This window comes from Paenibacillus sp. JT31N11 (assembly GCF_056269285.1).
Map to the genome: position 1 here is coordinate 197,453 of NZ_JBWDNQ010000011.1, position 26,355 is coordinate 223,807.

The 26,355-nt window shown below is 51.7% G+C and carries 21 protein-coding genes; 17 read left to right on the forward strand and 4 right to left on the reverse strand.

Annotated elements, in window-relative coordinates:
* Window positions 1–16: 16 nt before the first annotated feature.
* On the reverse strand, window positions 17–250 hold the full coding sequence (locus AC0YNV_RS29640) for a PspC domain-containing protein (protein WP_210043595.1): 234 nt from the start codon (window positions 248–250) through the stop codon (window positions 17–19).
* A 246-nt stretch (window positions 251–496) separates the two neighbouring features.
* Between AC0YNV_RS29640 and AC0YNV_RS29645 the strand changes: the two genes are divergently transcribed.
* The 6 genes from AC0YNV_RS29645 (at window position 497) to AC0YNV_RS29670 (ending at window position 8,463) form a co-directional block, all read left to right on the forward strand.
* On the forward strand, window positions 497–1,099 hold the full coding sequence (locus tag AC0YNV_RS29645) for a carbohydrate-binding family 9-like protein (protein ID WP_210043586.1): 603 nt from the start codon (window positions 497–499) through the stop codon (window positions 1,097–1,099).
* A 296-nt stretch (window positions 1,100–1,395) separates the two neighbouring features.
* Complete coding sequence (locus tag AC0YNV_RS29650; RefSeq protein ID WP_475771234.1) at window positions 1,396–2,358, forward strand: sugar-binding transcriptional regulator; 963 nt, start codon at window positions 1,396–1,398, stop codon at window positions 2,356–2,358.
* A gap of 32 nt (window positions 2,359–2,390) precedes the next feature.
* Window positions 2,391–3,677: a tryptophan synthase subunit beta gene (gene trpB, locus AC0YNV_RS29655; RefSeq protein ID WP_475771235.1), complete on the forward strand. Its 1,287-nt coding sequence runs from the start codon at window positions 2,391–2,393 to the stop codon at window positions 3,675–3,677.
* Window positions 3,616–4,431, forward strand: coding sequence for a tryptophan synthase subunit alpha (trpA, locus tag AC0YNV_RS29660; RefSeq protein WP_475771236.1), 816 nt, complete (start codon window positions 3,616–3,618; stop codon window positions 4,429–4,431). Before trpB ends, trpA begins: the two co-directional genes overlap by 62 nt.
* Window positions 4,432–4,798: 367 nt before the next feature.
* Entirely contained in the window at window positions 4,799–7,666 is a 2,868-nt protein-coding gene (locus AC0YNV_RS29665) for an S-layer homology domain-containing protein (protein WP_475771237.1), read from the forward strand.
* Between the two features lie 209 nt (window positions 7,667–7,875).
* Window positions 7,876–8,463 (forward strand): guanylate kinase, encoded by a 588-nt coding sequence (locus AC0YNV_RS29670; RefSeq protein WP_475771238.1) that lies wholly within the window; start codon window positions 7,876–7,878, stop codon window positions 8,461–8,463.
* 9 nt (window positions 8,464–8,472) lie between these two features.
* On the opposite strand, the gene AC0YNV_RS29675 is transcribed toward AC0YNV_RS29670, so the two are convergent.
* Window positions 8,473–9,330: a helix-turn-helix domain-containing protein gene (locus AC0YNV_RS29675; protein ID WP_475771239.1), complete on the reverse strand. Its 858-nt coding sequence runs from the start codon at window positions 9,328–9,330 to the stop codon at window positions 8,473–8,475.
* Window positions 9,331–9,474: 144 nt separating this feature from the next.
* On the opposite strand from AC0YNV_RS29675, the gene AC0YNV_RS29680 reads away from it, so the two are divergent.
* The 4 genes from AC0YNV_RS29680 (at window position 9,475) to AC0YNV_RS29695 (ending at window position 13,897) form a co-directional block, all read left to right on the forward strand.
* Window positions 9,475–10,554 (forward strand): Gfo/Idh/MocA family protein, encoded by a 1,080-nt coding sequence (locus AC0YNV_RS29680; RefSeq protein WP_475771240.1) that lies wholly within the window; start codon window positions 9,475–9,477, stop codon window positions 10,552–10,554.
* Window positions 10,555–10,581: 27 nt separating this feature from the next.
* The gene (locus tag AC0YNV_RS29685) at window positions 10,582–11,457 is read left to right on the forward strand and encodes a sugar phosphate isomerase/epimerase family protein (RefSeq protein WP_475771279.1); all 876 of its coding nucleotides are present in this window, start codon (window positions 10,582–10,584) and stop codon (window positions 11,455–11,457) included.
* Window positions 11,458–11,501: 44 nt separating this feature from the next.
* Window positions 11,502–12,341 (forward strand): sugar phosphate isomerase/epimerase family protein, encoded by an 840-nt coding sequence (locus AC0YNV_RS29690; protein WP_475771241.1) that lies wholly within the window; start codon window positions 11,502–11,504, stop codon window positions 12,339–12,341.
* A 230-nt stretch (window positions 12,342–12,571) separates the two neighbouring features.
* Window positions 12,572–13,897, forward strand: a complete 1,326-nt coding sequence (locus tag AC0YNV_RS29695) for an outer membrane protein assembly factor BamB family protein (RefSeq protein WP_475771242.1) — start codon at window positions 12,572–12,574, stop codon at window positions 13,895–13,897.
* Window positions 13,898–14,154: 257 nt separating this feature from the next.
* Here the strand turns inward: AC0YNV_RS29695 and AC0YNV_RS29700 are convergent, their stop codons facing one another.
* Entirely contained in the window at window positions 14,155–15,096 is a 942-nt protein-coding gene (locus tag AC0YNV_RS29700; protein WP_475771243.1) for an alpha/beta hydrolase, read from the reverse strand.
* A 23-nt stretch (window positions 15,097–15,119) separates the two neighbouring features.
* Window positions 15,120–15,473 (reverse strand): nuclear transport factor 2 family protein, encoded by a 354-nt coding sequence (locus AC0YNV_RS29705; RefSeq protein WP_475771244.1) that lies wholly within the window; start codon window positions 15,471–15,473, stop codon window positions 15,120–15,122.
* Between the two features lie 452 nt (window positions 15,474–15,925).
* Here AC0YNV_RS29705 and AC0YNV_RS29710 point away from each other — a divergent pair, with 452 nt between their 5' ends.
* The 7 genes from AC0YNV_RS29710 to AC0YNV_RS29740 all read left to right on the forward strand — a co-directional run bounded on the left by AC0YNV_RS29710 (window position 15,926) and on the right by AC0YNV_RS29740 (window position 26,210).
* A complete protein-coding gene (locus AC0YNV_RS29710) occupies window positions 15,926–17,719 on the forward strand; it encodes a sensor histidine kinase (RefSeq protein ID WP_475771245.1) in 1,794 nt (597 codons plus the stop codon).
* Window positions 17,712–19,127, forward strand: coding sequence for a helix-turn-helix domain-containing protein (locus tag AC0YNV_RS29715; RefSeq protein WP_475771246.1), 1,416 nt, complete (start codon window positions 17,712–17,714; stop codon window positions 19,125–19,127). The genes AC0YNV_RS29710 and AC0YNV_RS29715 overlap by 8 nt, the downstream gene beginning before the upstream one ends.
* A 190-nt stretch (window positions 19,128–19,317) precedes the next feature.
* Window positions 19,318–20,226, forward strand: a complete 909-nt coding sequence (locus AC0YNV_RS29720) for an ABC transporter permease (RefSeq protein ID WP_475771247.1) — start codon at window positions 19,318–19,320, stop codon at window positions 20,224–20,226.
* Complete coding sequence (locus tag AC0YNV_RS29725; protein ID WP_475771248.1) at window positions 20,226–21,164, forward strand: carbohydrate ABC transporter permease; 939 nt, start codon at window positions 20,226–20,228, stop codon at window positions 21,162–21,164. Before AC0YNV_RS29720 ends, AC0YNV_RS29725 begins: the two co-directional genes overlap by 1 nt.
* A gap of 54 nt (window positions 21,165–21,218) precedes the next feature.
* Complete coding sequence (locus tag AC0YNV_RS29730; protein WP_475771249.1) at window positions 21,219–22,883, forward strand: type 2 periplasmic-binding domain-containing protein; 1,665 nt, start codon at window positions 21,219–21,221, stop codon at window positions 22,881–22,883.
* A gap of 273 nt (window positions 22,884–23,156) precedes the next feature.
* The gene (locus AC0YNV_RS29735; RefSeq protein WP_475771250.1) at window positions 23,157–24,944 is read left to right on the forward strand and encodes a right-handed parallel beta-helix repeat-containing protein; all 1,788 of its coding nucleotides are present in this window, start codon (window positions 23,157–23,159) and stop codon (window positions 24,942–24,944) included.
* Window positions 24,945–25,193: 249 nt separating this feature from the next.
* Window positions 25,194–26,210 carry an iron-hydroxamate ABC transporter substrate-binding protein gene (locus AC0YNV_RS29740; RefSeq protein WP_475771251.1) on the forward strand — a complete coding sequence of 339 codons (1,017 nt, stop codon included), beginning with the start codon at window positions 25,194–25,196 and terminating at the stop codon, window positions 26,208–26,210.
* Window positions 26,211–26,355 lie beyond the last annotated feature (145 nt).

Genomic DNA, 26,355 nt, shown 5'->3' on the forward strand with positions numbered 1-26,355 from the left:
TGCCGATTGGCTCTGCTTAGTTGTATGGATTGTAATGAAAGTGGTTCATGTTCATGATCGGATTCTCGGGCTCTTTTGGAATGATAAAGCTCGCGAGCAGATAGATCAGGAAGATGGTGCCTACGCTGAAGCATGCCGCTGCAACGAGGATGACTCTGAGAATCGTGGGGTCAATGCGCAAATATTGGCCAAGGCCCCCGCATAATCCGGCAAGCTTCCGATCTGTTCTGGAGAGATAAAGTTTGTTCATGTGTGACAAACTCCTTTCTTATTTTAAAGGCGATTTAAAATTCTCTTCTTTCGATAGCTTTATTGTAGCTCCCCGCCGGAATGTCTAAAACAGTCCTGCGGCGGTTTTTCATGCTGGGCTTAAGTCGGGGACCCTATCCGACTCAAGGGGCACACGAGGAGAAATTTATCATTTACAGCCAGGCGCGCGATCTGGCATGATGGGATCAACTGAATTGGAAATCAACCAAGGAGAGGGGCATGAATAATGGAAACGCAAAATTCGTACAGCTGTCAGGAGCTCGGAGAATCCGGGGTGGTTTGGGAGAAGATAGAGCGGATTGCGCTGTCGGATGTCGTATCAGGCGGGGTTCCCCAGGCACTTACTTATGTGCAGATGCACTGGAACGCTGAGGGGCTGTACATACGCTTCACAAGTCAGGATGATTATGTGGTTTCCGACTTCACGCAGCATGATGAGCCGTTATATGAGCAGGACGTGGTGGAAGTGTTTATCGACGAGGAGGGGGACGGCAAGGAATATCTGGAGCTGGAAGTCAGCCCGCATAATATTGTCTTCGATGCCTATATCACCAATGATCTGAAGGGTAAGATTGAGGCCCGCACGGAATGGCATTTCGATGGCTTGGTGAATAGTGTGAGGACCCAGGAGGGCGGATGGACGCTCTATGATATCCATATTCCGATGCGGAATTTCAAGCGGCCGATAGCTGCCGGAATGAAATGGCGGGTGAACTTTTACCGGATTGACGACAAGCCGGATGGCGTACGTGAGTTCAGCGCATGGCAGCCGACGGGCAAAGTGAATTTTCATATGCCGGGCAAATTCGGATGGTTGGTGTTTGTTTAATCATTCTTCTGCCATAACGTCCCCAAGAATAGCCTCAGGAACCCCTTTTTCTTCTGATAAAGGGTCCTCGAGGCTGTTTTTTTGTCCTTAACACATGCAAACGTTACTGCCCCTATAATGCCTGTCAGGTTTGAGGGACGAGAAAACTCAACACGGTCACTGAGAGGACGGCAAGTTTTTCTTCTTGCTTAATGTCCGGGTTTACAACCGGCGGATGCAGCGGTATACTTGCATGTACATAAGTGTATTTAATGTACAAATGTACACGGAGCTCAATCAGGAGGCATCGAAGGTAAATGTCGGAGATCAATCATGAACGTTTTCGGCTGCTGGTGAAGATCTGTCAGCTTTATTATGAGGATGGCTTGAACCAGCAGGAAATCGCCAAACGGCTCGGTATTTCGCGTCCGCATGTCAGCAGGATGCTGACGGCTGCCAGGAATGAAGGTATTGTGCGCATCTCCATCAACAACCCCTTCTCAACGGAGCAGGAGCTTGAGCGGGCTTTTATCGAAACCTTCGGTATCCCCGATGCGCTCATTGTCGATTCGGCGGAAGCGGAAGGGGATAAGCTGTATGCGCAGCTTGGCCGAACAAGCGCTGCCTTGATGGAGTCGGTGCTGAAGGACGGCGATATCGTCGGCGTGATGGCTGGCAGAACGGTTGCAAGCGCTGCAGAGGAGATGGATTATTTTGCGCGGGAGGAACTGCAGTTTGTGCCTCTCGTCGGCGGTTGGGGTCCGGCAGGCGCTTCATGGCATGCCAGCTCCAACACGATGGCTTTTGCGGGGAAGCTGAAGTCCAAATACTGGATGATGCATGCTCCCGCTGTTGTGGCCAATGAAGCGACAGGCCGGCTCCTGCGGCAGGAACCGGAAATCGACAAGGTGCTCCAGCTTGCGCGGCGCTCCAGTGTCGCGGTTGTCAGCATCGGCGAAGTGGGTAGGCAGGCAACCATGGTCACCTCGGGCAGCTTCAGCGCGGAAGACATGGCAGAGCTGCGGAATAGCGGTGCGGCGGCAAACCTGTGCGGTTCTTTTCTGGATGGAGATGGACAGGAGATGTTGTTTCCCGGGAGCGGCCGGTTCATCGGATTGTCTGCCGGCGAACTGAGAGGCATTCCCAATGTTATTGCGATTGCCGGGGGCATGAGCAAGGTCGAAGCGATTACAGCTGTGCTGCGCGGCAAATGGATCGATATTCTGGTGACGGATGCGGCGACGGCAAGAGCCGTTATGGAGTTTCATCACAAGCATTGAGCACAGGAAGCAGGAAGGGGAAATGAATTCAAATGATGAAGCATGCAGCGGGTTCTATACCCGAAGCGGCCAATTCTCTGTTCACGGAGAACGGCTATTACGGTTCCTATGGCGGATCGTTCATCCCGGAAATACTGGTTCCGGCCTTCGCGGAGATCAACCGGCATTTTGAACAGATCCGGCATGACGAGGCTTTCTGGCAGGAGTACTGCGCGCTTCTGGCCGATTACTCCGGACGGCCAACGCCGCTGACCTATGCGGACAGGCTGAGCGCGCATTTTGGCCGGGCGAAGATCTATATCAAGCGGGAGGATCTGAATCATACCGGGGCGCATAAGCTCAACAATGCGCTCGGTCAGGCCATGCTGGCCAAGCGCATGGGCAAGACGCGCATCATTGCGGAGACGGGAGCGGGACAGCACGGGGTGGCGACGGCAACGGTTGCGGCGAAGCTGGGCTTGTCCGCAACCATCTATATGGGTCGCGAGGATATGGAGCGTCAATATGCCAACGTCTTCTGGATGAAGCGGCTGGGAGCCGAGGTGGTGGGCGTCGATTATGGCTCCCGGACCTTGAAGGATGCCATTAATGAGACGCTGCGGGATTGGGTATCGAGCTTTGAGACGACCCATTATGTACTGGGCACTGCATCGGGGGCCCATCCGTTTCCCGCTATTGTGGCCTTCTTTCAATCGATCATCGGCATTGAGGCGAAGGAGCAAATCCTGCGCTCAGCGGGGCGGCTGCCGGACCGTGTGTATGCATGTGTTGGCGGCGGCTCCAATGCGCTGGGGGTATTTCAGGCTTTTTTCCCTCATGATGAAGTGAAGCTTGTCGGTGTGGAGGCCGGGGGCCAAGGCAAGGAATCGGGCCAACACGCTGCCCGGATTGCTTACGGCGAAGGAAAGTCCGGAATTGCGCAGGGCTATAAGACAATGTTTCTGCAAAATGGAGACGGCCAAATGAACGATACGTACAGCATTGCCGCTGGTCTTGATTATGTCGGGGTCTCGCCGATTCTGGCTGATTTATCCGAGAAGGGGCGCGTGCGCTTCACGGCTGCGACCGATGCGGAAGTGGTGGAGGCGCTGCAGCTGGTTATGAAGACGGAGGGGCTGATTCCGGCACTGGAGTCGACCCATGCTTTTGCCGGGGCATTCCGGGATATTGCCGAAACTTCGAAATCGGACATCTTCATCATCAATATGTCCGGACGAGGCGACAAGGACATCTTTAACATAGCGGAGGGATTGCAGGATGAAGAATGGAAAGCTTTTATCAAGCGGAAAAGCAGCGGGCTTGAAGACCAGTCTTGCTGAACGGATCATCCAGGGGCGCGCTGACAAGGGAATCCAGCTGATGACCCATCAAATTCTGGGCTATCCCGATTTTGACGCCAATTACGAAATGATCCGTTTGTTCCATGAGAGCGGCGTGAATCTGGTCGAGCTTCAGCTGCCCTTCTCGGAGCCGATCGCCGACGGTCCCGTATTCCTCAAAGCCAATCAGGCCTCACTGGCAAGCGGCACGACGACCCGGCAGTGCATGGACTTTGCCCGGCGTGTGGCGGCGGATTTCCCGGATATCTCCTTCCTGATCATGACCTACTATAATATCGTGATTCAATACGGCACGCAGGCATTTGTGCAGGAATGTGCGGATATGGGCATTCGCGGTCTGATCGTGCCCGATGCCTGCCCGGAGGAGAGCGGATCCTTCCTGGAGGCCTGCCGCGAACATGCCGTGGAGCCCGTTCTGATCGCAACGCCTTACACATCGGCTGACCGCCTGCGCTATCTGTCGGAGCAGACGGGAGGCTTCCTGTACTGCGCGGCGCGCAAGGGTGTTACCGGCTCGAAAACATCCTTTGGCGGGGAAACCGATCACTTCCTGTCGCGGGTCAGCGGCTATGCGAAGACGCCAATCGCTGTCGGCTTCGGCATTCAGAGCGCCGCTGATGTGGCTTTCCTGCAGGGGAAATGCGACATTGCCATCATTGGGACGCAGCTTCTTCATGTGCTGGAGCAGGATGGGCTTCCGGGCGTGGAGCGGTTTCTGAAATCGCTGCAATAATCTGGTTTGTTACTATAATATGCATAAAGAAGCTCGGGCTGCCAACGGGCTTCTTTGGTATTTCACAAGCTATGCGGCAGCTGCAGCGGTCCACGCTGTACAAGTTCTCATTCGTCTTTCTTTGCCGGAGGAATAGACTGTAAGACACTATAAAATTGGGTATATCGACATAGTATTCTAAATTTCATCTAAAAAATGCAAGAATCGTGTTGAAAATACCATCATACATGGTAATATAAGCCTATTGAAAACGCTCTACTTCTAACTAATTTGCTATAAGGGGTGGTTTTTGAAGTCTAATCATAGTTAGTTAGTGGAGCTTTTATAATCCAAAACAACCAGATAGAAATAAAGGGAGAGAATGAAATTGGGACTAAGATTATTACATAAGAAAATTTCCGCTGTGCTTGTTTGCGCTATGATCCTGTCTATCATTTCCACTCATTATGCATTTGCTGCCACTGAATCCGGCGGCGGGACACTATCAGATATCAATCAGTCTTATGCAAAAGCTGAGATCACCGAATTGGTTAGCAGGGGGATCATCTCCGGCTTTAATGATGGAACCTTCAAGCCCGCCGATTCTGTCACAAGGGCGCAGCTGGCAAAAATTTTGTCGCTGTCGCTGAACCTGGAGGAGGATGCAGCGGCAGCTGCAGGATTCAAGGATGTCGCAGCATCCAAATGGTATGCCGGTTATGTGGGAGCGCTGGTGAACTCGGGGATTTCCCAGGGGACCTCCGCCACTGCCTTTTCTCCAGACAAAACAGTAACCAGAGAGGAACTGGCGGTCTTCTTTATCCGTGCTTTCGGCTGGGAGACAGCTGCCAAATCATTGAAGCTGGATGAGAGCCTGTCAGATCTGGCCAAGGTGTCGGACTGGGCTCAAGCCTCGGTGTCCTTTGCTTATCAGATCGGATTCATTAAGGGGATTGCGGGCAAGGATGGCTCGTTCCGCTTTAACCCTTCGGGTATTGCCGACCGTCAGGCATTGGCGCGGCTGGCTTACGAGTTTGTCGTGAACAAAGCGGCTTACGCGGACAAAGCTCTGCTTTTGAACCCGGATAAGCCTGAGGACACAACTACGGACGAAACTGCGCCACCTAAAGTCAAAGACGACTCTGGTTTTGTTTATTGGGGCCCCGGCAGCGGCAATGACGGAAAACCTGACGGCAGCAACAACGGAGGGGACAATGGCGGGGACAAAGACGATGACAGCGATAACGGCGGCGACCAGGGCGGTGATAACGGCGGCGATCAGGGTGGCGACAACAACGGCGGCGATGACGGGGATCCGGCAGCGATGGACATTACAGCACCAGGTGAATATTCACTGGGCAATGTTACCGGCGATGTCACAATCAGCTCGCAGGATGTGGTCTTGAAGAACACAACCGTTGACGGGGATCTTTGGCTTCTTGGCGGCATCGGCAGCGGCAATGTTACGCTTGACCATGTCACGGTTACCGGTGATACCTTCGTAGAAGGCGGCGGGCCTAATAGTATTCATGTAGCTAACTCGATTCTGGCTACTGTCTTCGTGAATAAGAGCGACGGAAGTATCCGCCTTGTGCTTGAGGATGGAACGAACGTTCAGCAAATCCAGCTTGTTTCCGGCGCTATTCTTGAAACAACAGCAGCTGTAGGCGATATCGGCCCAGTGGACATTAGCAGATTCATTCCTCATAATGCCGCAGTTACGTTGAATGGGGCGTTTGATTCGGTCATGGTTCATGCGGAGCAAATTGCCATTACTCTTGCTGCCGGATCCACTGTCGGCGACTTGAATGTATTCGAGCAGGCTTTGAATACTTCTTTCCATCTGGCAGAAGGCTCGACAGTTTCGCACTTGATCGCGGATGCGATTGTTTCCTTTACCGGACAAGGTTCGGTCCAGTCGGCACAATTGAATGTGGACGGCATAAGCTTCGACGGACTATCCGGCAAGCCTCTCATTGAAGCAGACCCGACAGTCATCAGCACCACATACACGCCAGCGGAGTTTTCCCTTTCTGCTGTGGGAGCAACCCGTCAAATCGTACTAACCGGCGTTAAAAATGACGGAAATAAAGACATCACCTCCTTCGCAGGGTGGAGCAGCGACGATCCTTCTGTGGCGCAGGTGGTTTATGGGGATGTTAAAGCTGTTAGTGACGGAATCACCTATATTAAAGCCGATTACGGCGGCTTTCATATCCAGGTGCCGGTCACGGTCTCTGTTTATAAACCCGGAGAGGCTTATCCAACCCTTTCATCCATTCATGTAACGAACGGAACCATCAATGTTGATTTTAACGGTGATGTGGCTGATGAGACTGCGGCTGATTTTGCCGTAACGGCTGTATTGAATGGTGCGGATTATGAGCTGAACAATTTGCAGTACACTGAAGGACAATTCACGTTTGATCCGGTGGACAGCTATGGCTCGACCTTGTATGTCACAGTGGAGTCCAATGCGGATAAAACAAGATTTGCGGGAAGTCAGAGCGGTTCGGTCAAATTGACCGGCTTTGGCGGACATATCAAGAATGTTGCTGGAGAATCGGTTGCAGGACTTGATATTATTTTCCGCAAGGGCCTGGACAAGACGGATGGCGACATTGCCGGCACTGCAACAACGGATGCTTACGGTAATTATTTCATATACCTGCAGCCAGGCATCTATACAGGTGAGCTGGGGGGAGAAGGAACCGGTTATATTAAAACGTATTTGATCGGGGTAGCAGCTGTTAATGTGAAAAACACAGATGAGGATCAAACCGCAATCGGAGTACCTAATGCTTCGGAGACGAGAATTGTATTGACATGGGGAAAAGATCCCCATGATCTTGATTCCCATCTTCTTGGACCAACATTAGTTGGCGGACGATTCCATACCTGGTACGCGGAGAAGGAGTATGAGCATGAAGGTGAAACCATTATTGACCTGGATTTGGATGATGTCAGCTCCTATGGACCGGAAACGACAACAATTCGCCGGGATATCAATGGAACCTACAAGTTCTATGTTCATCATTTCTCGGGTACCAGCACATTGAGAGCATCCGGCGCCAGGATTGAAGTGTTCAGAGGCGCTGTGACTGAACCGACACAGGTCTATACAGTACCGGAGGGCACCGGCAGTGAAATCTACTGGATTGTGTTTGAAATGACAATCGGAGAGAACGGCCAAATCGCATTCGAAGAGGTCAATGAATTAACGAATGCCGATCCGCTTACCAATCCGGGAACTTGAGAAAAGAATCACTAGAATATTCGAGCGTGTTGTCCAGAGCTTCTGGATAACACGCTTTTTTACGATTCGCGGCGAGTGGCTCCATGAATGTGTGAAGTATGAATGTATTCCTTGCGATGGCGGGACCGTTATCCTCTTCTCCGTAAAATGAAGGATTTTCCAGCTCCTCGCTGAATATAGGTAATATAGAGTCAAAGGAGGTAATGAGGATGGCAGATTCCCAAGATCGCGCTTTTATATTTGTATTTACCGGACCGGATGGATCGGGGCGTAAAACAATTGCAGATAGCGTAGGTTCTACCCTTGGTCTGACAAAGGTGCTGTCGTATACGACTCGCAAGTCCAGACCAGGGGAAGTCAACGGTCAGGATTACCATTTCATTACTCCGGAGCTGTACGAAGAGCTGGATGCAAGCGGTGATTTTATTGAAAGTGTGACGATAAATTCGAATCTCTATGGACTTCGGGGCAGTGATATCCAGCGCAGCTTCAAAAATAATGGAAGCGTCTACCTGGTGCTTAATCCCGAAGGTGCGGAAATGCTCAAACAGACCTATGACAATCAGTTGATCCGTTTGTTCATTTACGCCGATCGTCAGACGGTTGAACAGCGCCAGCAGCAGAAGGGAATCGGCGGGGAGGTCATCGAGCAGCGCCTGGGCCGTTATGAGACAGATATGATCGCGCAAGCAAGATGCGAGCATGCTTTTGAGAACTATGATCTGGCGCACACGGTGTTCGAAATCACCAACACGCTGGAGCAATATTTGCAGAGGAATCTGGAAGAGCGGGATTAAGGAAAAGGCTCACCCCATGCGGGCGCGGTATGTCCTCGGCGACACCTCGGCGACTTTCTTGAACAGCCGCGAGAAATAGAAGACGTCCGCGTATCCCAGCATGGCGGCAATTTCCTTGAGCGTCTTGTCCGTCCGCAGCAGCAGCATCTTCGCTTCGGCGACCTTCAGCCGATGCACGAACTCGCCCAAAGGATAACCTGTGTATTCATGCACCATACGCCGCAGCGTCGGGATCGAGATATGATGGCGGGCAGCGACCGCCGCACTGTCCAGCGGCTGGTAGACCGAATCGGTCAGATCGCCGATCAGCTTGTGGACGAACAGGCTGCGGCTGGTGGCAGCCGGTTGGCGCGCACGGTCCGCCATCTCGTAGAGCAGCGCTTCAAGCGCCAGCGACGCACGGTCCTGATTGGCCGGTATGCCGCTCTCCATGAGCATGAATACCATCTCCATTTTGCTGAAAAAAGCCTCCTCAATGCCGATCGTCTTGACGGTCTCCGGCTGCTGGCACCAATTCGCCAGCCATTCCTGCACCCGCTCCCCCTCCAGGGTAAAATAATACTCGTCCCAAAATCCGTCCTGATCCGGCCCATAATAAAACGTCGTGCCCGGATACAGGCAGAACATGGCCCCGGCTTCTACCGTTTGGCGCGGACCGTCTCCGGCCTGGTAATAACCGCGTCCGGCTCCGATATAGACGAAGGCCCAATGGTCGAAGGTGGTTCCGTTGCGCTGCAGCGTCCGGCCCGGCAGATGGCCGGCATGCAGAATCACCAGCGATTTGACGCTGAGCTTGCTGTGGTCAACCATGCACTGGAATATCCGGATCGGCAGCGGGCTGATCATATAATCCATGTATGTTGGCATAACGTGCATTCTCCCTCCGCCGAAGCCGTGTTATCGTAAGGATTAAGGTGAACGTTATTACAAACGTCCCATGCAGATGAATTAATCATGACGTTCATGAACTTATTATATCCGGTTTCAAACCAGGGTGAAAGGATGGAATGAATGACAATTCAGGCTCGGAAAACGAAGTTGAATATTGGTGTTGTCGGTGCAGGTTCCATTTCCAGCGCGCATTTGGGGGCTTACGCGGCCAATCCGGATGCGCGTTTGGTTGCGATTTGCGATCTGAATGAAGGACGGGCGAAGGAGGCTGCTTCCAAATACGGGGCCGAGAAGGTATACACGGATTACCGGGAGCTGCTGGCCGATCCGGAGATTGACGCCATCAGCGTATGTACATGGAACAATACGCATGCCGAGATCAGCATCGCTGCGCTGGAAGCCGGCAAGCATGTCCTGTGCGAGAAGCCGCTGTGCAAGACGGTCGCCGACGCGCTCCGAGTGGAGGAAGCGGTAAAGCGGTCCGGCCGTCTGCTGCAGGTCGGTTTTGTCCGCCGCTATGCCTCCAATACGGAAGTATTGCGCCGCTTCATTGATGCCGGCGATCTTGGCGAAATTTACTATGCCAAAGCTTCATGTCTGCGCAGGCTGGGCAATCCGGGAGGCTGGTTCTCTGATAAGGAACGCTCCGGCGGCGGGCCGATTATCGATCTTGGCGTCCATATTATCGATGTATGCTGGTATCTGATGGGCAAGCCGAAGGTCAAATCCGTCAGCGGCAACACTTACCGCAAGCTGGGCAACCGGTCGAATGTGCAGAATCTTTCTTTCTATAAAGCTGCCGATTACGACGCGGAGCGCAATGATGTCGAGGATATGGCCAATGCGCTGATCCGTTTCGAGAATGGCGCGTCGCTGTTCGTGGACGTCAGCTTTACGCTGCATGCCAGGAAGGATGAGCTGACGGTCAAGCTTTATGGCGATAAAGGCGGCGCAGAACTGGAGCCGGAGCTTGCGATTATGACGGAAAGCCACAATACCATCGTAAATATCGCGCCACAGGTCGATCATTTGGGTTTTGATTTCCAGCAGGCCTTTGGCCAGGAAATCGCCACGTTCATCAACAGCTGCCTGGGCACGGCGGAGACGCTCAGTCCGGTGCAGGACGGCGTGGAAATTACAAAGCTGCTGTCAGCAATCTATGAGTCGGCGGGCCAGGGCAAAGAAATTCATTTTGACTGATGCTCTACCATGAAAGGAGAGACCATGATGAAATTAACGAATAAAATCGGCGTCATTGTGGACAGCTTCAATCTTGGCGTTCGCGATGGCTTGTTGAAAGCAAAAGAAGTCGGGGCGGAAGGCGTGCAAATTTATGCCGTTTCCGGCGAAATGGACCCTGCCAACCTGTCCGCTGGGGACAGGCGCGAGCTGCGCAGCATGATCGGCGGATTGGGGCTGGATATTTCCGCGCTCTGCGGCGATCTGGGCGGCCATGGCTTCCAGGACCGCGCAGCCAATGCGGTCAAGATTGAGAAATCCAAGCGCATTCTCGATCTGGCGGTCGAGCTTGGCACGGATATCGTCACCACCCATATCGGCATTGTGCCGCATGAAGGCAGAGGCGCAATCTATGAGGCGATGCAGGAAGCCTGCGACGAGCTCGGCCGTTATGCGAAAAGCATGAATGCCTATTTTGCGATTGAGACCGGACCGGAGCCAGCGGCCCATCTCAAGAGCTTTCTCGACACGCTCAGCACGAACGGCGTTTCCGTCAACTTCGATCCTGCCAATATGGTCATGGTGACAGGAGATGATCCGGTTCAGGGCGTCCATACGCTGAAGGATTACATCGTGCATACGCATGTGAAGGATGGCAAACGGCTGCGTATCGTGGACCCGCGCAAGGTCTACGGATTTCTTGGCTACGACGCCATGAGCCATGAACATATTGCCGAGATGGCTGCTTCAGGCGCGGATTTTGAAGAAGTGCCGCTTGGCGAAGGCATGGTTGACTTCAAGGCTTACTTTGCCGCGCTTCAGGAAATCGGCTACAGCGGCTATCTGACGATTGAACGCGAGGTTGGCGACAAGCCGGAGCTGGATATCCGCCGCGCCGTCGAGTTTATCAACGCCTACCGTTAGCGCCGGTTCTCCCCAAGAAACGAAAGAGGAGCTGCACGAAACCTATGAAAACATCGCTTAGTGTCTGGAGCTGCCACAAATATTTATTTGACAAATCATGGACCAATGCCGACTTTATCGATTTTGCAGCCTCTACGGGTGCGCAGGGGGTTGAACTGCTCAGCGTATTTTGGAATGAGGAGACGGATATTCCTGCTGTCCGCGATGCGCTTGCCCGTACAGGCATCCAGCTTGCCTGTTTCGGGGCCTGCAACAATCTTGTCCAGACCGATGCCGCCGCGAGAGAGGCGCAGGTGCAGGATATCCTGCGCTCCGTCGATATGGCGGTGGAATTTGGCGCCAGGGTCGTACGTGTATTCGCGGGCGACAAGAGGGATGGCATCAGCTACGAGCAGGCAAAAGGCTGGATTGTGGACGGTCTGAAGCAGGGTGCGGATTATGCTGAATCCAAAGGGGTCACGCTCTGTCTGGAGAATCACGGCATCTTTGCAGGCAGGGGAGACCAGGTCGTAGAGCTGATTGAAGCAGTCGGCTCCTCCGCACTGCGGAGCACCTTTGATATGGGCAATTTTCTGCTTGTTGACGAACAGCCCGTGGAAGCCTTCAATCAGGTATCAGCGTACATTCATCATGTACATGCCAAGGACTTCCGCAAGGTTGGACCGGAAGAGACGGAAGGTGTGTACCGCTCCATCGCCGGCGATCCTTATGTGGGAACCGTTCCTACCGAAGGCGATGTTCCGGCTGCAGTTCTTGTGGGCAAGCTGGCGGAGACGGGTTACGACGGCTGGTTGTCCGTGGAGTACGAAGGACTGGAAGAGCAGCGTTCGGGATCGGAGCGGGCGGTGCGAATCATCAATCAGCTGGTTCATTCGCAGGGTTAATGTTTAACCTGTTATTCCGGGTAGATGAGCTTCATCATAATATACGGCAGGGGTATCGTTGTCTTACAGACGGCGGAGCCCTTGCCGTTTTTTGTTCTACTATGAGAAAGGTTAAAATTCCTTCATGCTCCGCTTATATGCAGATTCATTCAGGAGGTACTTAATTATGTTAAAATGAATGAAATCGTATTTCCGCCAGATGACTAGGATAAGGCAGGTGAGCGAATAGAATGCTTTCTATCAGAAAATCGCTGCTGAGGAGAACCATTTTAACACTGGCAGCGGCTGCAGTTTCCATCTCTATGCTTGCAGGCTCCGCTGCTTATGCGGGCGTCGATCCGCATACCTCTTATGTGGGCAATAATGTCGATACCCCTGTACAGACCAAAACTGTGAAGGATTACTGGGCAATCGCCATGGATAAGCCTGTGGATGATATGTCCATGGGCGGCGGCGTGGTGGCCTCCGGGGAGAACAAGCTGTTTTTGATCCAGGGAGGCCAATTGCTGGCGGTGCAAACCACAACCGGGAAGAAGCTGTGGTCCTTCGGCAGCAGCCTCAAAACAACCGTTGTGTATGAGAGCGGACATGTATATGTCGTGTCGAACAGCGGAGTGCTGTACGCGGTTGACGCCGCTTCGGGCAAGAAGCTGTGGACATCCGCCGTGCCGAGCAAAGGCACTTCGCAGCTGTATGTGAATGGGAAACAGCTGTACGCTCTGAATGGAGACATCCAGGCCTACCAGGTCTCAGACGGCTCCTTCCTGTGGCGCGATGACTATAAGGAGCCGCTGCCGGGGCCGCTGTTATTTGCCGGGGAGCGCATATTCGCGTCCAACATCGAGTCGGGTGCGTATTCCTACGAAGTGCTCCATGCATTCAATCAAGATACAGGCAAAGAGGCCTGGCAGAAGATGAACAAGAGCTTTCCGATTGCGGTTGAGAACGATACGATTATTGTGCAGCGGCAGCAGACGATTATCGATAAAGGCATGCTGGTCACGCTCGATACCCTGGGCATTGAGGACGGGAAGGCGATAAAGTCCGTCGATTATAATCCGGAAAATATCGATCTGGATAAAGAGGAATTCTATTCTCCCGGAACAGCCTGGATCAGCGGCAATCAAGTCTATATCGCGGTGGGGATGAAGGTATACGCATATCCCCGGAATGAGGTTCCCGCCGAAGCCGTGAAGCAGACCTATCTGTCTCCGGCAGCCGGCGATGTCCGTTATGCGCTTGGCCCCTTTGAAGGGCGGCTGATCTTCTCGGACAGTCAAAGTATTCTTGGCGTCAAGCTGGCCAACAAGGGGCCAGTCTTCTATAATGGAGGCCTCTCCAATCCTATTGCCCGCATCGATTTGATTGGAGGCGGCATGTATGTCGCCCAGACCGACGGGCGTCTGATTGCCATCGACCTGCTCAAAGCCGAACCGGTCGAGCAGCTGCTGACCTACGGCCGCGTATTCGGGCCGACCTTTGCTGCAGACGGGATGATCGTTGTGCAGACCAAAGGCAAGCTGCTGGCTTTTCCGCAGCCGAAAAGCCTCCAGTAGGATATACACTATATATCCAATTTTAGATATGAATGACATGAGGTGTCTGCTGACGAAGTTTCGCCGACGCCAAAGCGTTCCACGGACATCGCTGTTGCCGGCTATGGGGACGGAAACAAAAAAAAGATCGCCAACCGCCTGTCCAAGCAGGCAGGTTAAGGCGGTCTTTTTAATTCAGGCAAAAAAACTGTTATACAGTATTCAAACACAAAACAAGACAAGGCCCCGAAATCAGGGTCTTGTCGACAACCTATATATTAATTTTTATGAAGAGCTCTCTTTAATGCGTCGACATATTGTGCTTTGGCACGTTTGCTGATTTCCGCTTGAGGAACGACTATTTCAAAACCGTGAAAAGATCCAGGATATAGATGGAATTCAGTTGGGACGCCGGCACGGCTAAGCCGTGCGATATAATCGATCGTTTCATCACGAAAGGGTTCTAATTCTCCAACGCAGGTATAGGTTGGAGGTAATCCTGATAAATCAGTAGCGCGAGATACGGCCGCGTAGGGTGATACTTCACCCCGATGATCTTCTCCCAGGTACATGGCCCACCCCTTTAGGTTTAATTCCCGATTCCATATTCGTTCATCTACGATTGCATGACTGGATGGAGTTGTATTTCGATCGTCAATCATGGGATAGAGAGGCATTTGGAATATTAACGAAGGACCTTGACGATCTCTTGCCAATAATGAAACTGCTGCTGTTAATCCGCCGCCTGCACTGTTCCCTGCGACAGCAAGACGAGAGGCGTCCACTCCCAGATCAGCTGCATGTTCAGCAAACCATTCTAATGCTGTATAACAGTCTTCCAATGGAGCCGGAAAAGGATTTTCGGGAGCCAATCGATAATCTACGGAAACAACGACACATTGAGCTTCTGTAACAAAAAGTGAACATAGATCATCATTCATTTCTGGATTGCCAACAACATATCCCCCGCCGTGTATCCATAGGGTCCCGGGAAGGATCTCGTTTCTTACGGCTGGTCTATAAATTCTTATGCGAATATCTGCCCCCCCTTCAGGACCTGGAATGAATCGGTCTTCTATAGAAACAGATTCATCTATAACCGGTGTCGATGCCAATAGCATTTCCTTGATCATGCTTCTGGTTTCTTCGGAATGATCAAGCTTCAAAGCCTTCATAGTGTCTAACACTACACTTAATTCCGGATCGTATTTCGTTTCCATTAGATTCTCTCCTCGGTCTGCAGCTATTTATTAGGTGTAAATACAATGGTTAATTGTGAAATAAACTCATCTCTGAGAATAAAATGAAAATCAAGCAAGAGGGGCTCCGGCAGACCTGATTTATCAAAATCGCCATCCACCGCAGCTGTGACCACAGTTTCATTATTGATCTCTTTCGCATCCATAATTTCTATAGTAAGTTTGGTAGAAAAATGCTGATGATCGCACCATTCTTTGATGGAGGCTTTCCCGCTGTATTCCTTCCCTTCATCAACAACAATAGCGTCCTCTGCAAAGATGGCAAGAAAAGCATTCGGGTCAGGGAAATTTGTTGCATGGAAATATGTTTCAATAGGTTTTGGCCATTTATTCATCATGTATTGTCTTCCTTTCATCGTTGATTTCACTTCAAAGTATAACCTGTATAATATGACTACGTTATGTCATATTACATAGAGCGTTCACCTGACAAAATCTGGATTTATATTATTTTACACCTGGAGGCAGGCGCTGCTGAACTTGCACATTTGGAATCAAAACAACGAATGTAGAACCAGGTGTCTTTTAACCCGGATTTAGGGGGCATTCGAGAAAACTGGCTGAACCAATGCCGGAAATGCCCCCATTTATGAAGCTTTTTATCAAGCATTTGATGCTGCGCAAAAGGAAGATCAGGGTAAAGCGGTAGAAGCAATAATCGCGATGATCAACAGTGAGAATCCGTTTCTTCATATCCTTGTTTTTCCGATGGATTGACGTTGTCCGCCGCTTAACGTAATAATAGGCGATATAAAAGCAATAGTTACTCTATAAGGACGGGGATGAGGGCTTGGCCTTCCTGAGAAGATTGTCGATCCGCTCGCAATTGTTTATATTGGCGGGTTCGTTCATCATTGTGATCCTGATTATTATTTTTCACAGCTACTCCACCATGTCCGGGATGATTACCCGGAATCATGAGGAATATGTCAAGCAGACGATATCGGAGATCCAGAAGAATGTAACCTCCAACAAGGATGTCATTTACAGGCTGATGCAAAATATATCCTACAATGAGGAAGTCCAGAACTACCTGGTGGAGAAGAATGCTTTGCTCAAATACGACATGTTCAAAAAATTAAACAAGCTGTTCATCAGCCAACGAGAGCTGAAGGAGGGCATTCTGGATATCGTCCTCTCCGGAAATAACGGGCAGTGGGTGGATCTGTACGGCGGGAACAAGTATGTATCCGCACTCAGAGATGCCGTTCCGCCCAAGGTAAATGCCTATTACTCGGGTGTGCAGCGGTTCGGAACGCTATTCGGAGGGGAAGAGGGACTGGTCTTCGCCACCAGCATTTACTACATGAAGCAGGGCGAGCTGTTCAACACGCGGGTCGGCACGATGTTCTTCATCGTGGATCCGAAGGCGCTGGTCGGCGAGCAGGATTATTCCTCCAAGCAGACCAACACGCAAATTTATTTGCTGGACCGGGACCAGAAGGTGATTACGAGCAATCTGCAAAATGTAAGCGTAGGCACCCAGTTGACGGGTTTGCCCAGCGGCACTTCAGACGGAAGCGATAAAGCGCTTCAATGGAACAACAAGCTCTATGTGATGCAAAGGCAAAGTCTCCCGGACATCGACGGAAGCATTCTGAGCATGGCTCCCAAGGATGAGCTGCTGCGCGATCTGCTCGACATCCGCAGGCAGGAGCTGCTGATTCTGGCCATCTGCCTGCTGATTCTGGCGATCCCCTTCATGTTTATTATTAATAATATTCTCCGGCCGCTGAAAAAAATAATGTTCTTCATGACCACCGTCAAGCGCGGGGACCTGCTGAAGTTCAAAAAAAGAATTTCCCTCCAGGGCTATATGGAAATCAGCATCATGGCCTCGGAGCTGAACAGCATGCTGGACGAAATCGACCAGTTGACGCAGCGTCTGATCGAGACCAACACGAGGTTGTATGGCATCGAGCTGGAGAAGAAGAAATCCGAGCTGGCTTTCCTGAGAAGCCAGATCAATCCCCACTTCCTGTACAATACGCTGGAAGCGATTACGGGGATCGCCGTCGTCAACAAGCAGAACCAGATCAAAACGATGACGCGCGCCTTGTCGAGTATTTTCCGATACAGCATCAAGGGAACGGGAATGGTTCCGCTCAGCGAGGAATTGGGCATCATCAAATCGTTCGTCAGCATTCAGCAGATTCGCTTCAAGGACCGTTTCTCCGTCGATTATGAATGTACGGAAGAGGCTCTAGCGTACCGGGTTCCGAAGATGATTTTGCAGCCGCTCGTGGAAAATGCGGTCTATCACGGATTTGAGCCCCGTTTGAAGCACGGGCTTCTGGAGATACGGGGATTCGTCGACGGGCAGGGAAGTCTTGTCGTCAGAATCGTGGATGACGGCATGGGCATAGATCCTGTCCGTCTTACGGAGCTGCGCGCCCTTCTGGCTGCCCCGCCGTCCGCTCTTGCGGAAGAAGACGAGGAGCAGAGGAGCATCGGGCTGGTCAATGTCAATAACCGGATCAAGCTTATGTTTGGAGAGGCATGCGGCATGCGTGTGGAGAGTACGCTTGGCAGCGGAACAGCCATCGAGCTGACCATTGCGGGGAGGAGAGAGCTGAATGCTTAAAGTGCTGATTGTCGATGACGAGAATTGGGTCGTGGAAAGCTTGAAGGATATGGTCGATTGGCAGCGCCACGGCTTCGAGGTGGTCGGCCAGGCCTACAATGGGGTGGATGCGCTTGGGGCGATGAACAGGCTTAAGCCCGATGTCGTCTTTACGGATATCCGGATGCCGGAAATGAACGGCCTGGAGCTGATCCAGCGGGCCAGAAGCCTGGCCTTTCCCATCCATTTTGTCGTCGTAAGCGGTTACGCCGAGTTTGCCTATGCGCAGAAAGCGCTGACGCACGGGGCTCTGGCTTATTGCCTGAAGCCCTTTGATGAAATCGAGATCAACGGCGTGCTGGCGAAAATAAGCCGGATGCATGCGGTCGCAAGTCCTGCGCGCGATTCTTCTCTTATCCATCTGCTGGAGGATCCCAGCGCCGGGAATCAGTTGAAGCTGCAGCAGGAGCTGGAGAAGGAGGGGATCTCCGATTGGAGCAGCGCAGGCATTGCAGCTGTTGTCTCCGTCGGTTCTTCCGAGCTTGAAGGCATCCAGGGGCCCGTCATCAAGCTGAAAATCGGCACCGCCAAAACCGCCTTCCTGCTTCAAGAGCGTCAGGCGGCAGCCCTCAGGGACAAATGGAGGACGGGCGTCCCGCAAGGAATCAGAGGAATCGGCTTCAGCGGCAAAATAACGGATTTGGGCGAGATCAGGGACGCAATCTCAGGCGCCGATATGCTTGCGCATCAATTTTTTGTTACTGGGAAGCCCGCAGTCTATGATCAGCAGCCGTTCCGGGATCAGGAACTGAACCGGTATATGGTGGATATGAGCAGCGCAGTCCGCGACAAGGACAATCCGGCCATTCATCTCGTTTTTGAACGGATTGGGGAGCTGTTCAGAGCGCAGGCTCTGTCTATCCGGCATGCCTTTCAGGTGTATAATATGACGGTTTCGTTCCTGTTCAAGCTGGGACAGACGGAAAGCAGTCTGTACAGCTACGAGCAGCTGGTCCAGTCATATGAGCATGTATTTGCGATGCTGGATGAACTGGAATCGCTCGCCACCGGTTATTCCGGCACCGCCGACCCGCTGTCCGTTGAAACCAAGAACCGGACCTTCAACGCCATTCTCCGCTTTGTTACGGACCATTTCACCCAGGAGCTGTCGCTGCAAAGCCTGGCCGATCAGTTTTTTATGAATCCGAGCTATATCAGCCAGCTCTTCAAGAAAGAGGTCGGAGAAACCTTCACCGCCTATATCTCCAGACTGCGCATCGCTTACGCACGCGAGCTTCTGGATCATGAACAATATTCCATCCAGGAGATTGCCGAGAAAATCGGTTATCAGGACTATTTTTATTTTGCCCGCATTTTCAAAAAAATGACGGGGACGACACCCAGCCAATACCGCAATGACCGGGAGTGACGCTCCCGGCTATGCATTATTTTTAGAATCCATATGGATTATCTTTAGAAAACTTTCCGGGAAAGTTTTCTTTTTTTGTGAGCGCTTTATTTTCGGCTCCAAAACCATAAATTGCGTGCATAGACGCATTGGGCCGGCAGGGGCGATAATAAATGACGAGGTCATGGTAACGCTTACGAGGAGGTCCAAGATGGAAAAATTATTAGGGAAGGGCATTTACAAGCACAGGTTCCTGTACATTCTGCTCCTTCCTACCGTACTTTATTATTTGCTCTTTCAATACTTTCCGATGTATGGAATTTTGCTCGCTTTCAAGGAATTTCATATCAAAGCGGGCATCTTGCAAAGCCCGTGGGTGGGACTGGCCAACTTTGGGGAGCTGGTCAAACAGAGCGATTTCTGGCAGGCGTTCAACAATACCATCATCATCAGCCTGGGAAGGATCGTCATCGAGTTTCCGGCGGCCATCATTCTGGCATTGCTCATCAATGAAGTGATGAAGGAGAAGCTGAAGAAATTTTACCAGACGGTATATACGTTTCCGCATTTCATCTCTTGGGTTATTATAAGCGGGATTATGCTTAACTTTCTCGGCGAATCGGGCGTGCTGAACCAGATCATCTCCGCGCTTGGCTTTGAGAAGCATACGTTTCTGACCGATCCCGGATTGTTCCGGCCGATCGTCTTCCTGTCCAATATGTGGAAGGAAGTAGGCTGGAGCGGGATTATTTATTTGGCTGCCATTGCCGGCATCAACCCGGAGCTGTATGAAGCCGCTTACGTGGACGGCGCAAGCCGGTTTCAGCAGTTGAAGGCTATCACATGGCCGTCTATCCGCGGTACGGCGGCGATCCTGCTCATTCTTGCTGTGGGCAATGCGATGAATGGCGGTTTTGAGCAAATTTTCAACATCTACAATCCCGGCGTCTATAAAACAGGCGATATCATCGATACGTATGTGTACCGCTCCGCGTTTGGCGACGGCTTAAGCTTCGGGGTCACGACGGCAGTCGGGCTGTTCAAGGCTGTCCTTAATTTCGCGCTCTTGTATTTCGCCAACTTTATTGTCAAACGACTGGGCGGGGAGGGGTTGGTGTAATGGAACCGGCATTGAATCAAAAAAACAAGGCGCCTGATGTGAAAAATGCACAATGGGCGCAGAGACGGGGCAAACTGAATGCGGCGGATATCATTATCCATGCGATTTTGATGCTGCTGACCCTCTGCACGATATTTCCGTTCTACAACGTCATTCTGATGTCATTCAGCAACACGGTGGAGATCTCCAAGCAGGTCGTATATTTGATCCCGACGACCTTTGACTTCTCGGCCTACAGCTACATTTTTCACGAGCCGCGGTTTCTGAAAGCTTTCTACGTCACGCTGTTCGTGACTGCAGCAGGCACGGCCTTAAACATGCTGGTCACCGTGTCGGGCGCCTATGTGCTTTCCAAAAACGGATTTCCCGGACGGAAGTTTATTATGTCGGCCATCCTGTTCACGATGTTTTTCAATGGCGGCCTGATTCCGTTCTACCTGATGATGAAAAATTTCGGCCTTATCAACAATCTGCTGGTCATGATTTTACCGGTGGCCGTCAATACCTTCTATCTGATCATCTGTATCGCTTTTTTCCGGACGCTGCCGGCAGCACTAGAGGAATCGGCCAAGATCGACGGAGCCAACGAGATTCAGATTCTCTATAAAATCATTCTGCAGATATCGAAGCCCATGATCGCCACCATCGCGCTTTTCTATGCGGTTGACCGCTGGAATGAATGGTGGTACGGCGTCCTGTTCATGACCGATGTGCAGCTGCTTCCTCTTCAGGCGCTGCTGCGGGAGCTGCTGACCAATTACCAGCAGCTGCTGTCAGGAATCAATGTAAGCTCGGTTGTCGCGCAAAATTCACAGCTTCGTCCGGAAATGCTGAAAATGGCGGTTCTGGTCGTCAGTGTGCTCCCGATTGTCTGCCTGTACCCTTTCCTGCAGAAATATTTTTCCAAGGGCGTCATGATCGGCTCGATCAAGGGATGATAGAAGCGTAAGGCTTTTATTATAAAAAAATAAGATTAAGGGGATACGTAGAACATGAAGAAAGCAAAACTGCAGGTCCTGTTGTGTTTAATCGCCGCCTTGATGGTTACGCTGATTGCCGGCTGCGGCAGCAATGACACGGGGAATAATCAGCCGGCGGCAGATGCGTCGAATTCGTCAAATGCCGCAAACCAGACGGATACGGGGGCTGCGGCAGATAATCCGTTTGCGGAGCATATGGATATTTCCCTGTCCTGGTGGGGGATCGGCGTAGGCTTCGGGAAGAATGACGAGGTGCTGCAAAAGATTGAAAAGGATTTCAACGTTACTCTGAAGCCAATGGATATCGGATGGGATAACTATAAGGAGAAATCCCAGGTGTGGGCGGCAGCCGGACAGCTTCCGGATATCATTACACACAGCATCACCAACGATAATCCGGCTACGTACAATGACTGGGTGAATCAGGAGCTGATTCATGCGCTGCCGGACGACCTTGGCGCGTACCCGAATGTGGAGAAGGTTGCCAAGGCGGAAGACGTGAAAGGAATCTATAAGGACGGGAAGCTGTATGCGATTCCGCGCATGACTTATCCGAACACCGATTTGTGGGCGGTTGACCGCGCGCTTTTCGTCCGCAAAGACTGGATGGATAAGCTGGGCATTAAGGATCCAACAAATTTCGACGAATTTGCAGCCATGATGAAAGCGTTTGCGGATCAGGATCCGGACGGCAACGGCAAGAACGATACAACCGGTGTCGTTATGAATACGCTCGGCTATTTTAAATATGTATTTATCCCTACATTCCCGCAGTTCGACAATTCAAGCTGGGTGAAGGAAGACGGCAAATGGATTCCGTTCTATGCCTCCAAGCAGATTGAGCAGGTTATGGTGCAGGCCCGCAAATTGTATACGGACGGCGGTCTCGATCAGGATTTTGCGGTTGAGAAGGCGGGAGAAGCAAACCAGAAGTTCTACCAGAACAAGGCGGGCGCTTTGTCGTTTAACGTGGATTCCATCAAAGGCGCAACCGGCGTTAAGGCAGAGTGGGAAAAGAACAATCCGGGTGAAAAATTCGATGACCACGTCAAGCTGCTTCATCTGTGGCCTGCGGCGGACGGCAATATCTACCGTCATACGACAAACACATGGTGGTCTGAAACGATGATTAACGCCGATGTCGATGACAAGAAGCTTGACCGCATCCTGCGCATCTATGACTGGCTGCTTTCGCCTGAAGCCCAGGATCTGTACAACTATGGCATCGAAGGCAAGGATTATACGAAGGATGGAGACAAATATACGATTACCCGTCCAAAAGACGATAAAGGCCAATATGTTGATCTGAAGGAGGAGTATCCGTCCCTGGATATTATCTCGCAGCTGGCTGCCTGGAGGAATGCAAGCACGCTGGAGGACAGCGAGGCGAACAGAGCGGCATTCGGCGATGAATCGGTGCAATTTGTCCAGGACGAATTGAACTGGCAGATGACGAACGCCAAGGCGATTCCAACCGCTTTTGAAATTTATACGATGTCCACGCCGGCGAAGGATAAGCTCTCTGGCATCAACTTCGACGATGATTTCACAAGAGTGATTCTCGGCAAGGACGATCCGGTCAAAATGTGGCAGGAAACCCTGAAGGGTTACGACAGCAAAGGGCTTCAGCAGGCGATTACAGAAGTAAACGCCGAAATGGCGAAAATCAATAAATAATTTTCGTTAAGGGAGGATTCCGCCTATCATATGCGGAATCCTTCTTATTGTCCTGGAGCTCAATCTCAAATCAATGGCGGATTTCCAGCTTCGCAAATGGTGACCAGGGTGGTATTTTGATTATCCTTGTCATCGATGTGACGGACCGGAAACAGCCAGCTCCTTGTTGAAAAACGGCCCTATTAATTTTTCAAGCTTGGTTTATTTCGTCAAGCGCCGGCTCCCCGGCCTGTTCACAGAACATATACAATCAAACAAAGGATGGTTCATAGAATGCCAACTAAGGAAAAGGGAACATTTCCAGCTGCCGCAGTCATCCAGCTTACCGACTATGGCGTGCTGCCGGATTCCGGGGTGGATGCCATGGTTCCGATGCAGCGTGCGATTGAGGCTGCTTCCCTAATTGAAGGGCCAGTCATGCTGGAATGCCAGACAGGGCGGTATGATTTTCACCCGGAGCACGCGACCAGAACGCCTTATTACATTTCCAACACGGCCAGTGAGGAAGAGAATCCGGATGTGACCAAGACGGTCGGGATCCTGTTCAAAGGCGTGAAGGATGTAGTATTGGAAGGGAACGGCTCCCTGTTCGTCTTCCATGGCAAACAGACGATGATTGTGATCGATTCCTGCGAGAATGTCACAATCAGCGGTGTCCATACAGAGTACGAAAGGCCGACCGTCGCGGAGATGACCATCGAGGAAAGCGGGAGCGATTATTTCGATGTCAGGATCCATCCCGATTTCCGTTATGAGCTTGAAGCGGGCAGGCTGTATTTTCTTGGCGACGGCTGGCGTTTCCGGGAAGGTCCCATGCAGGAATATGATCCGGTTATCGACAAGACCTGGAGGATCGATAATCTGATGGAGAAGGCCGTCCGTGTTGAAGAGCTTGAGCCTTACCGGCTGCGGCTGCATATGGAGGCTGCCCCGAATCAGGTTGTGGGTCGGGTTCTGCAGGTTCGCGACGGCTTGCGCGATCAGGTCGGAGCCTTTATTCTGAAGAGCCGCGACATAATCTGGGAAAATGTTGGCATGCACTTTATGCATGGGCTGGGCATCGTATGCCAGTACAGCGAGAATCTGAGCTTTGACCGGCTGAATCTGGCTCCCCGTCCGGAGACCGGCCGAACGGTCGCGGCCTTCGCCGATTTCATTCACTTGTCAGGCTGCCGGGGCAGCGTGAGCATCAGCAGCAGCCGGTTCATCGGAGGGCATGACGATCCGATTAATGTGCATGGCACGCATTTGCAGATTATCGGTACGCCTGCGCCTGACCAATTGCATCTGCGGTTCATGCATCCGCAAAGCTACGGCTTTGACGCTTTCTTTCCCGGCGATGAAATTGAATTTGTCAGAAGCAGCTCGCTTGCCGCCTATGCCGGGAATGTAGTAAAGGCTGTTAAGGCCGTCAATCCTCGGGAGATCCTGCTTACCTTAAGCGAGCCTGCTCCGGAGGGGATAGTGCCTGGCGATGTTGTGGAAAATATAACCTGGACGCCTGAGGTTGAAATTACGAATAATTATTTTGCACGGGTTCCCACCCGGGGCGTACTTGTGACGACGCGCCGGAGGGTTGTAATCGAAAATAATCACTTTGAACGCATGACCATGAGCGGCGTGCTGGTTGCCGATGATGCAGAGAGCTGGTATGAATCCGGCAGGGTGAAGGATATTGCGATTCGCGGCAACCGTTTTATCGAGTGCGGGAGCAGCAGCAATCCCGTTATTTATATCGCGCCCGAGAACACGGAAGTTCATGCGGATAAGCCTGTCCATGCCAATATCCGTATAGAAGGCAATTATTTTCTGACGGCTGACGCAGCGGTTCTGGGTGCCAAGAGCACACGGCAATTAAGCTTCACGCACAATGAAGTTTCCGTAACTGGAGAATCATCGGCTATTCCGGATATAATTCACTTGAGGGCCTGCAGTGACGTGACAATTGCTGATAATTCGTTCGCTGGCGGCGGAGCGGACCATAAACATATCCGAATTCAGGATATGAATCGGGATACGCTGGCGGTGCCGCCGGAGCAGAGCTTGCCGGTTATCGGCTAGCGCCAAAAAGCAAAATCTCCATCAATTAAAACCATGAGCCGATCAAAGACGCTCCAGGCGGCAATGATCTTCCGATTGATCTTGTACCCTCAATTTCTGAATTTGGATCGTACAAAGCTGAAATTCGGGGTACAAAGGCGTTCGTTGCCGTTTCTCCAGATTCAAATGCAGAAAAAGGTTGACATTAGGTGCCTGAATATTTGATAATGAGAATCGTTATCATATATTTGATTCGGAGGGGTTTATAACTTGAAAATATTTAAACGCAAATTTCCGGCACTGCTCCTTGCAGCAGTAATGATCATCGGTCTGCTCGGCGGGTGCGGTGCTTCGGAAAATCAAGCCGCCGCTCCAGCCGGAGATTCGGGCAAGGGAACCACCGACGATACAACGCCTGCAACAAGGACGGTCAAGCATCTAAAAGGGGAAGCGACGATTCCGGCCGAACCCAAACGGATTGCCGCATTGGACTATCGGGTGGCCGACTCGCTGCTTGCCCTGGGAATCAAGCCCGTTGCGACGGGAAGCTATGCCGGTACGACGGAAATTTCTTATATGGACGGCAATCCATTGAAAGAGGCCATAAATCTGGGAGATACGCCGAACCTGGAAGCGGTTCTGGCTGCCCAGCCGGATCTGATCATAGGGACGGATGTGCAGAAGCTCGATTATGACAGCCTGACCCAAATCGCTCCGACCATCATTGTATCGGTGACGCCGAAAGATTGGCAGACCGCGCTGCGGGAACTGGGACAAATGCTGAACCGGGAGAGTCAGGCCGACGAATGGATCGCGCAATATTCGGCGAAGGTGGAAGAGGCGAAGAAGCAGATGAGCGAGCGGATCGGACCGGACGAGACTGTCATGTTCATTCGCGTGCTCAAAAAGGAATACAGGCTGTACGGAGAGCGGCAGCTGACCGGAACGCTTCTGTATCATGATCTCGGATTGAAGGCTCCTCCGCAGGTGTCGGCCATCGAAGGGGTTAACCAAACGATTTCCTTGGAGACGCTGCCTGAGATCAATCCGGACTATATCTTACTGGATGTAGGCGCCATTGTGCAGGGCGGCGACAAGCAGGGCGAAGCGTTGTACAATGATTTGCAGCAGAGCTCATTATGGAAAAATATGAAAGCTGTGCAAAACAATCATGTGTACCGCGTTCCCGACTGGTTTTTCCGCACGGACTTTCCGCTTGCCCGAAGCAAAGCGCTGGGAGTTGTAGTCGACGCGCTCGTTAACGGCGAACAGGCGCTGCCAAAGTAAACCCGCCGTTAACCGGCCACGATGTACTTGCTTCCCCATAACTGCAAAAAAGGATCAGGGCTGTTCCAAAAAGGTCGTAAAACGGACCTGAGAGAGCAGCCCCTTTTTCTGTGTCAAGAGAGGCAAACAAAGGCGACCTTAACGT

What these genes read in the sequence shown, in the direction of transcription:
- AC0YNV_RS29640 (WP_210043595.1), bottom strand. Translation starts at nt 250, where the DNA reads ATGAACAAACTTTATCTCTCCAGAACAGATCGGAAGCTTGCCGGATTA.
- AC0YNV_RS29645 (WP_210043586.1), top strand. Translation starts at nt 497, where the DNA reads ATGGAAACGCAAAATTCGTACAGCTGTCAGGAGCTCGGAGAATCCGGG.
- AC0YNV_RS29650 (WP_475771234.1), top strand. Translation starts at nt 1,396, where the DNA reads ATGTCGGAGATCAATCATGAACGTTTTCGGCTGCTGGTGAAGATCTGT.
- trpB (WP_475771235.1), top strand. Translation starts at nt 2,391, where the DNA reads ATGATGAAGCATGCAGCGGGTTCTATACCCGAAGCGGCCAATTCTCTG.
- trpA (WP_475771236.1), top strand. Translation starts at nt 3,616, where the DNA reads ATGAAGAATGGAAAGCTTTTATCAAGCGGAAAAGCAGCGGGCTTGAAG.
- AC0YNV_RS29670 (WP_475771238.1), top strand. Translation starts at nt 7,876, where the DNA reads ATGGCAGATTCCCAAGATCGCGCTTTTATATTTGTATTTACCGGACCG.
- AC0YNV_RS29675 (WP_475771239.1), bottom strand. Translation starts at nt 9,330, where the DNA reads ATGCCAACATACATGGATTATATGATCAGCCCGCTGCCGATCCGGATA.
- AC0YNV_RS29680 (WP_475771240.1), top strand. Translation starts at nt 9,475, where the DNA reads ATGACAATTCAGGCTCGGAAAACGAAGTTGAATATTGGTGTTGTCGGT.
- AC0YNV_RS29685 (WP_475771279.1), top strand. Translation starts at nt 10,582, where the DNA reads ATGAAATTAACGAATAAAATCGGCGTCATTGTGGACAGCTTCAATCTT.
- AC0YNV_RS29690 (WP_475771241.1), top strand. Translation starts at nt 11,502, where the DNA reads ATGAAAACATCGCTTAGTGTCTGGAGCTGCCACAAATATTTATTTGAC.
- AC0YNV_RS29695 (WP_475771242.1), top strand. Translation starts at nt 12,572, where the DNA reads ATGCTTTCTATCAGAAAATCGCTGCTGAGGAGAACCATTTTAACACTG.
- AC0YNV_RS29700 (WP_475771243.1), bottom strand. Translation starts at nt 15,096, where the DNA reads ATGGAAACGAAATACGATCCGGAATTAAGTGTAGTGTTAGACACTATG.
- AC0YNV_RS29705 (WP_475771244.1), bottom strand. Translation starts at nt 15,473, where the DNA reads ATGATGAATAAATGGCCAAAACCTATTGAAACATATTTCCATGCAACA.
- AC0YNV_RS29715 (WP_475771246.1), top strand. Translation starts at nt 17,712, where the DNA reads ATGCTTAAAGTGCTGATTGTCGATGACGAGAATTGGGTCGTGGAAAGC.
- AC0YNV_RS29720 (WP_475771247.1), top strand. Translation starts at nt 19,318, where the DNA reads ATGGAAAAATTATTAGGGAAGGGCATTTACAAGCACAGGTTCCTGTAC.
- AC0YNV_RS29725 (WP_475771248.1), top strand. Translation starts at nt 20,226, where the DNA reads ATGGAACCGGCATTGAATCAAAAAAACAAGGCGCCTGATGTGAAAAAT.
- AC0YNV_RS29730 (WP_475771249.1), top strand. Translation starts at nt 21,219, where the DNA reads ATGAAGAAAGCAAAACTGCAGGTCCTGTTGTGTTTAATCGCCGCCTTG.
- AC0YNV_RS29735 (WP_475771250.1), top strand. Translation starts at nt 23,157, where the DNA reads ATGCCAACTAAGGAAAAGGGAACATTTCCAGCTGCCGCAGTCATCCAG.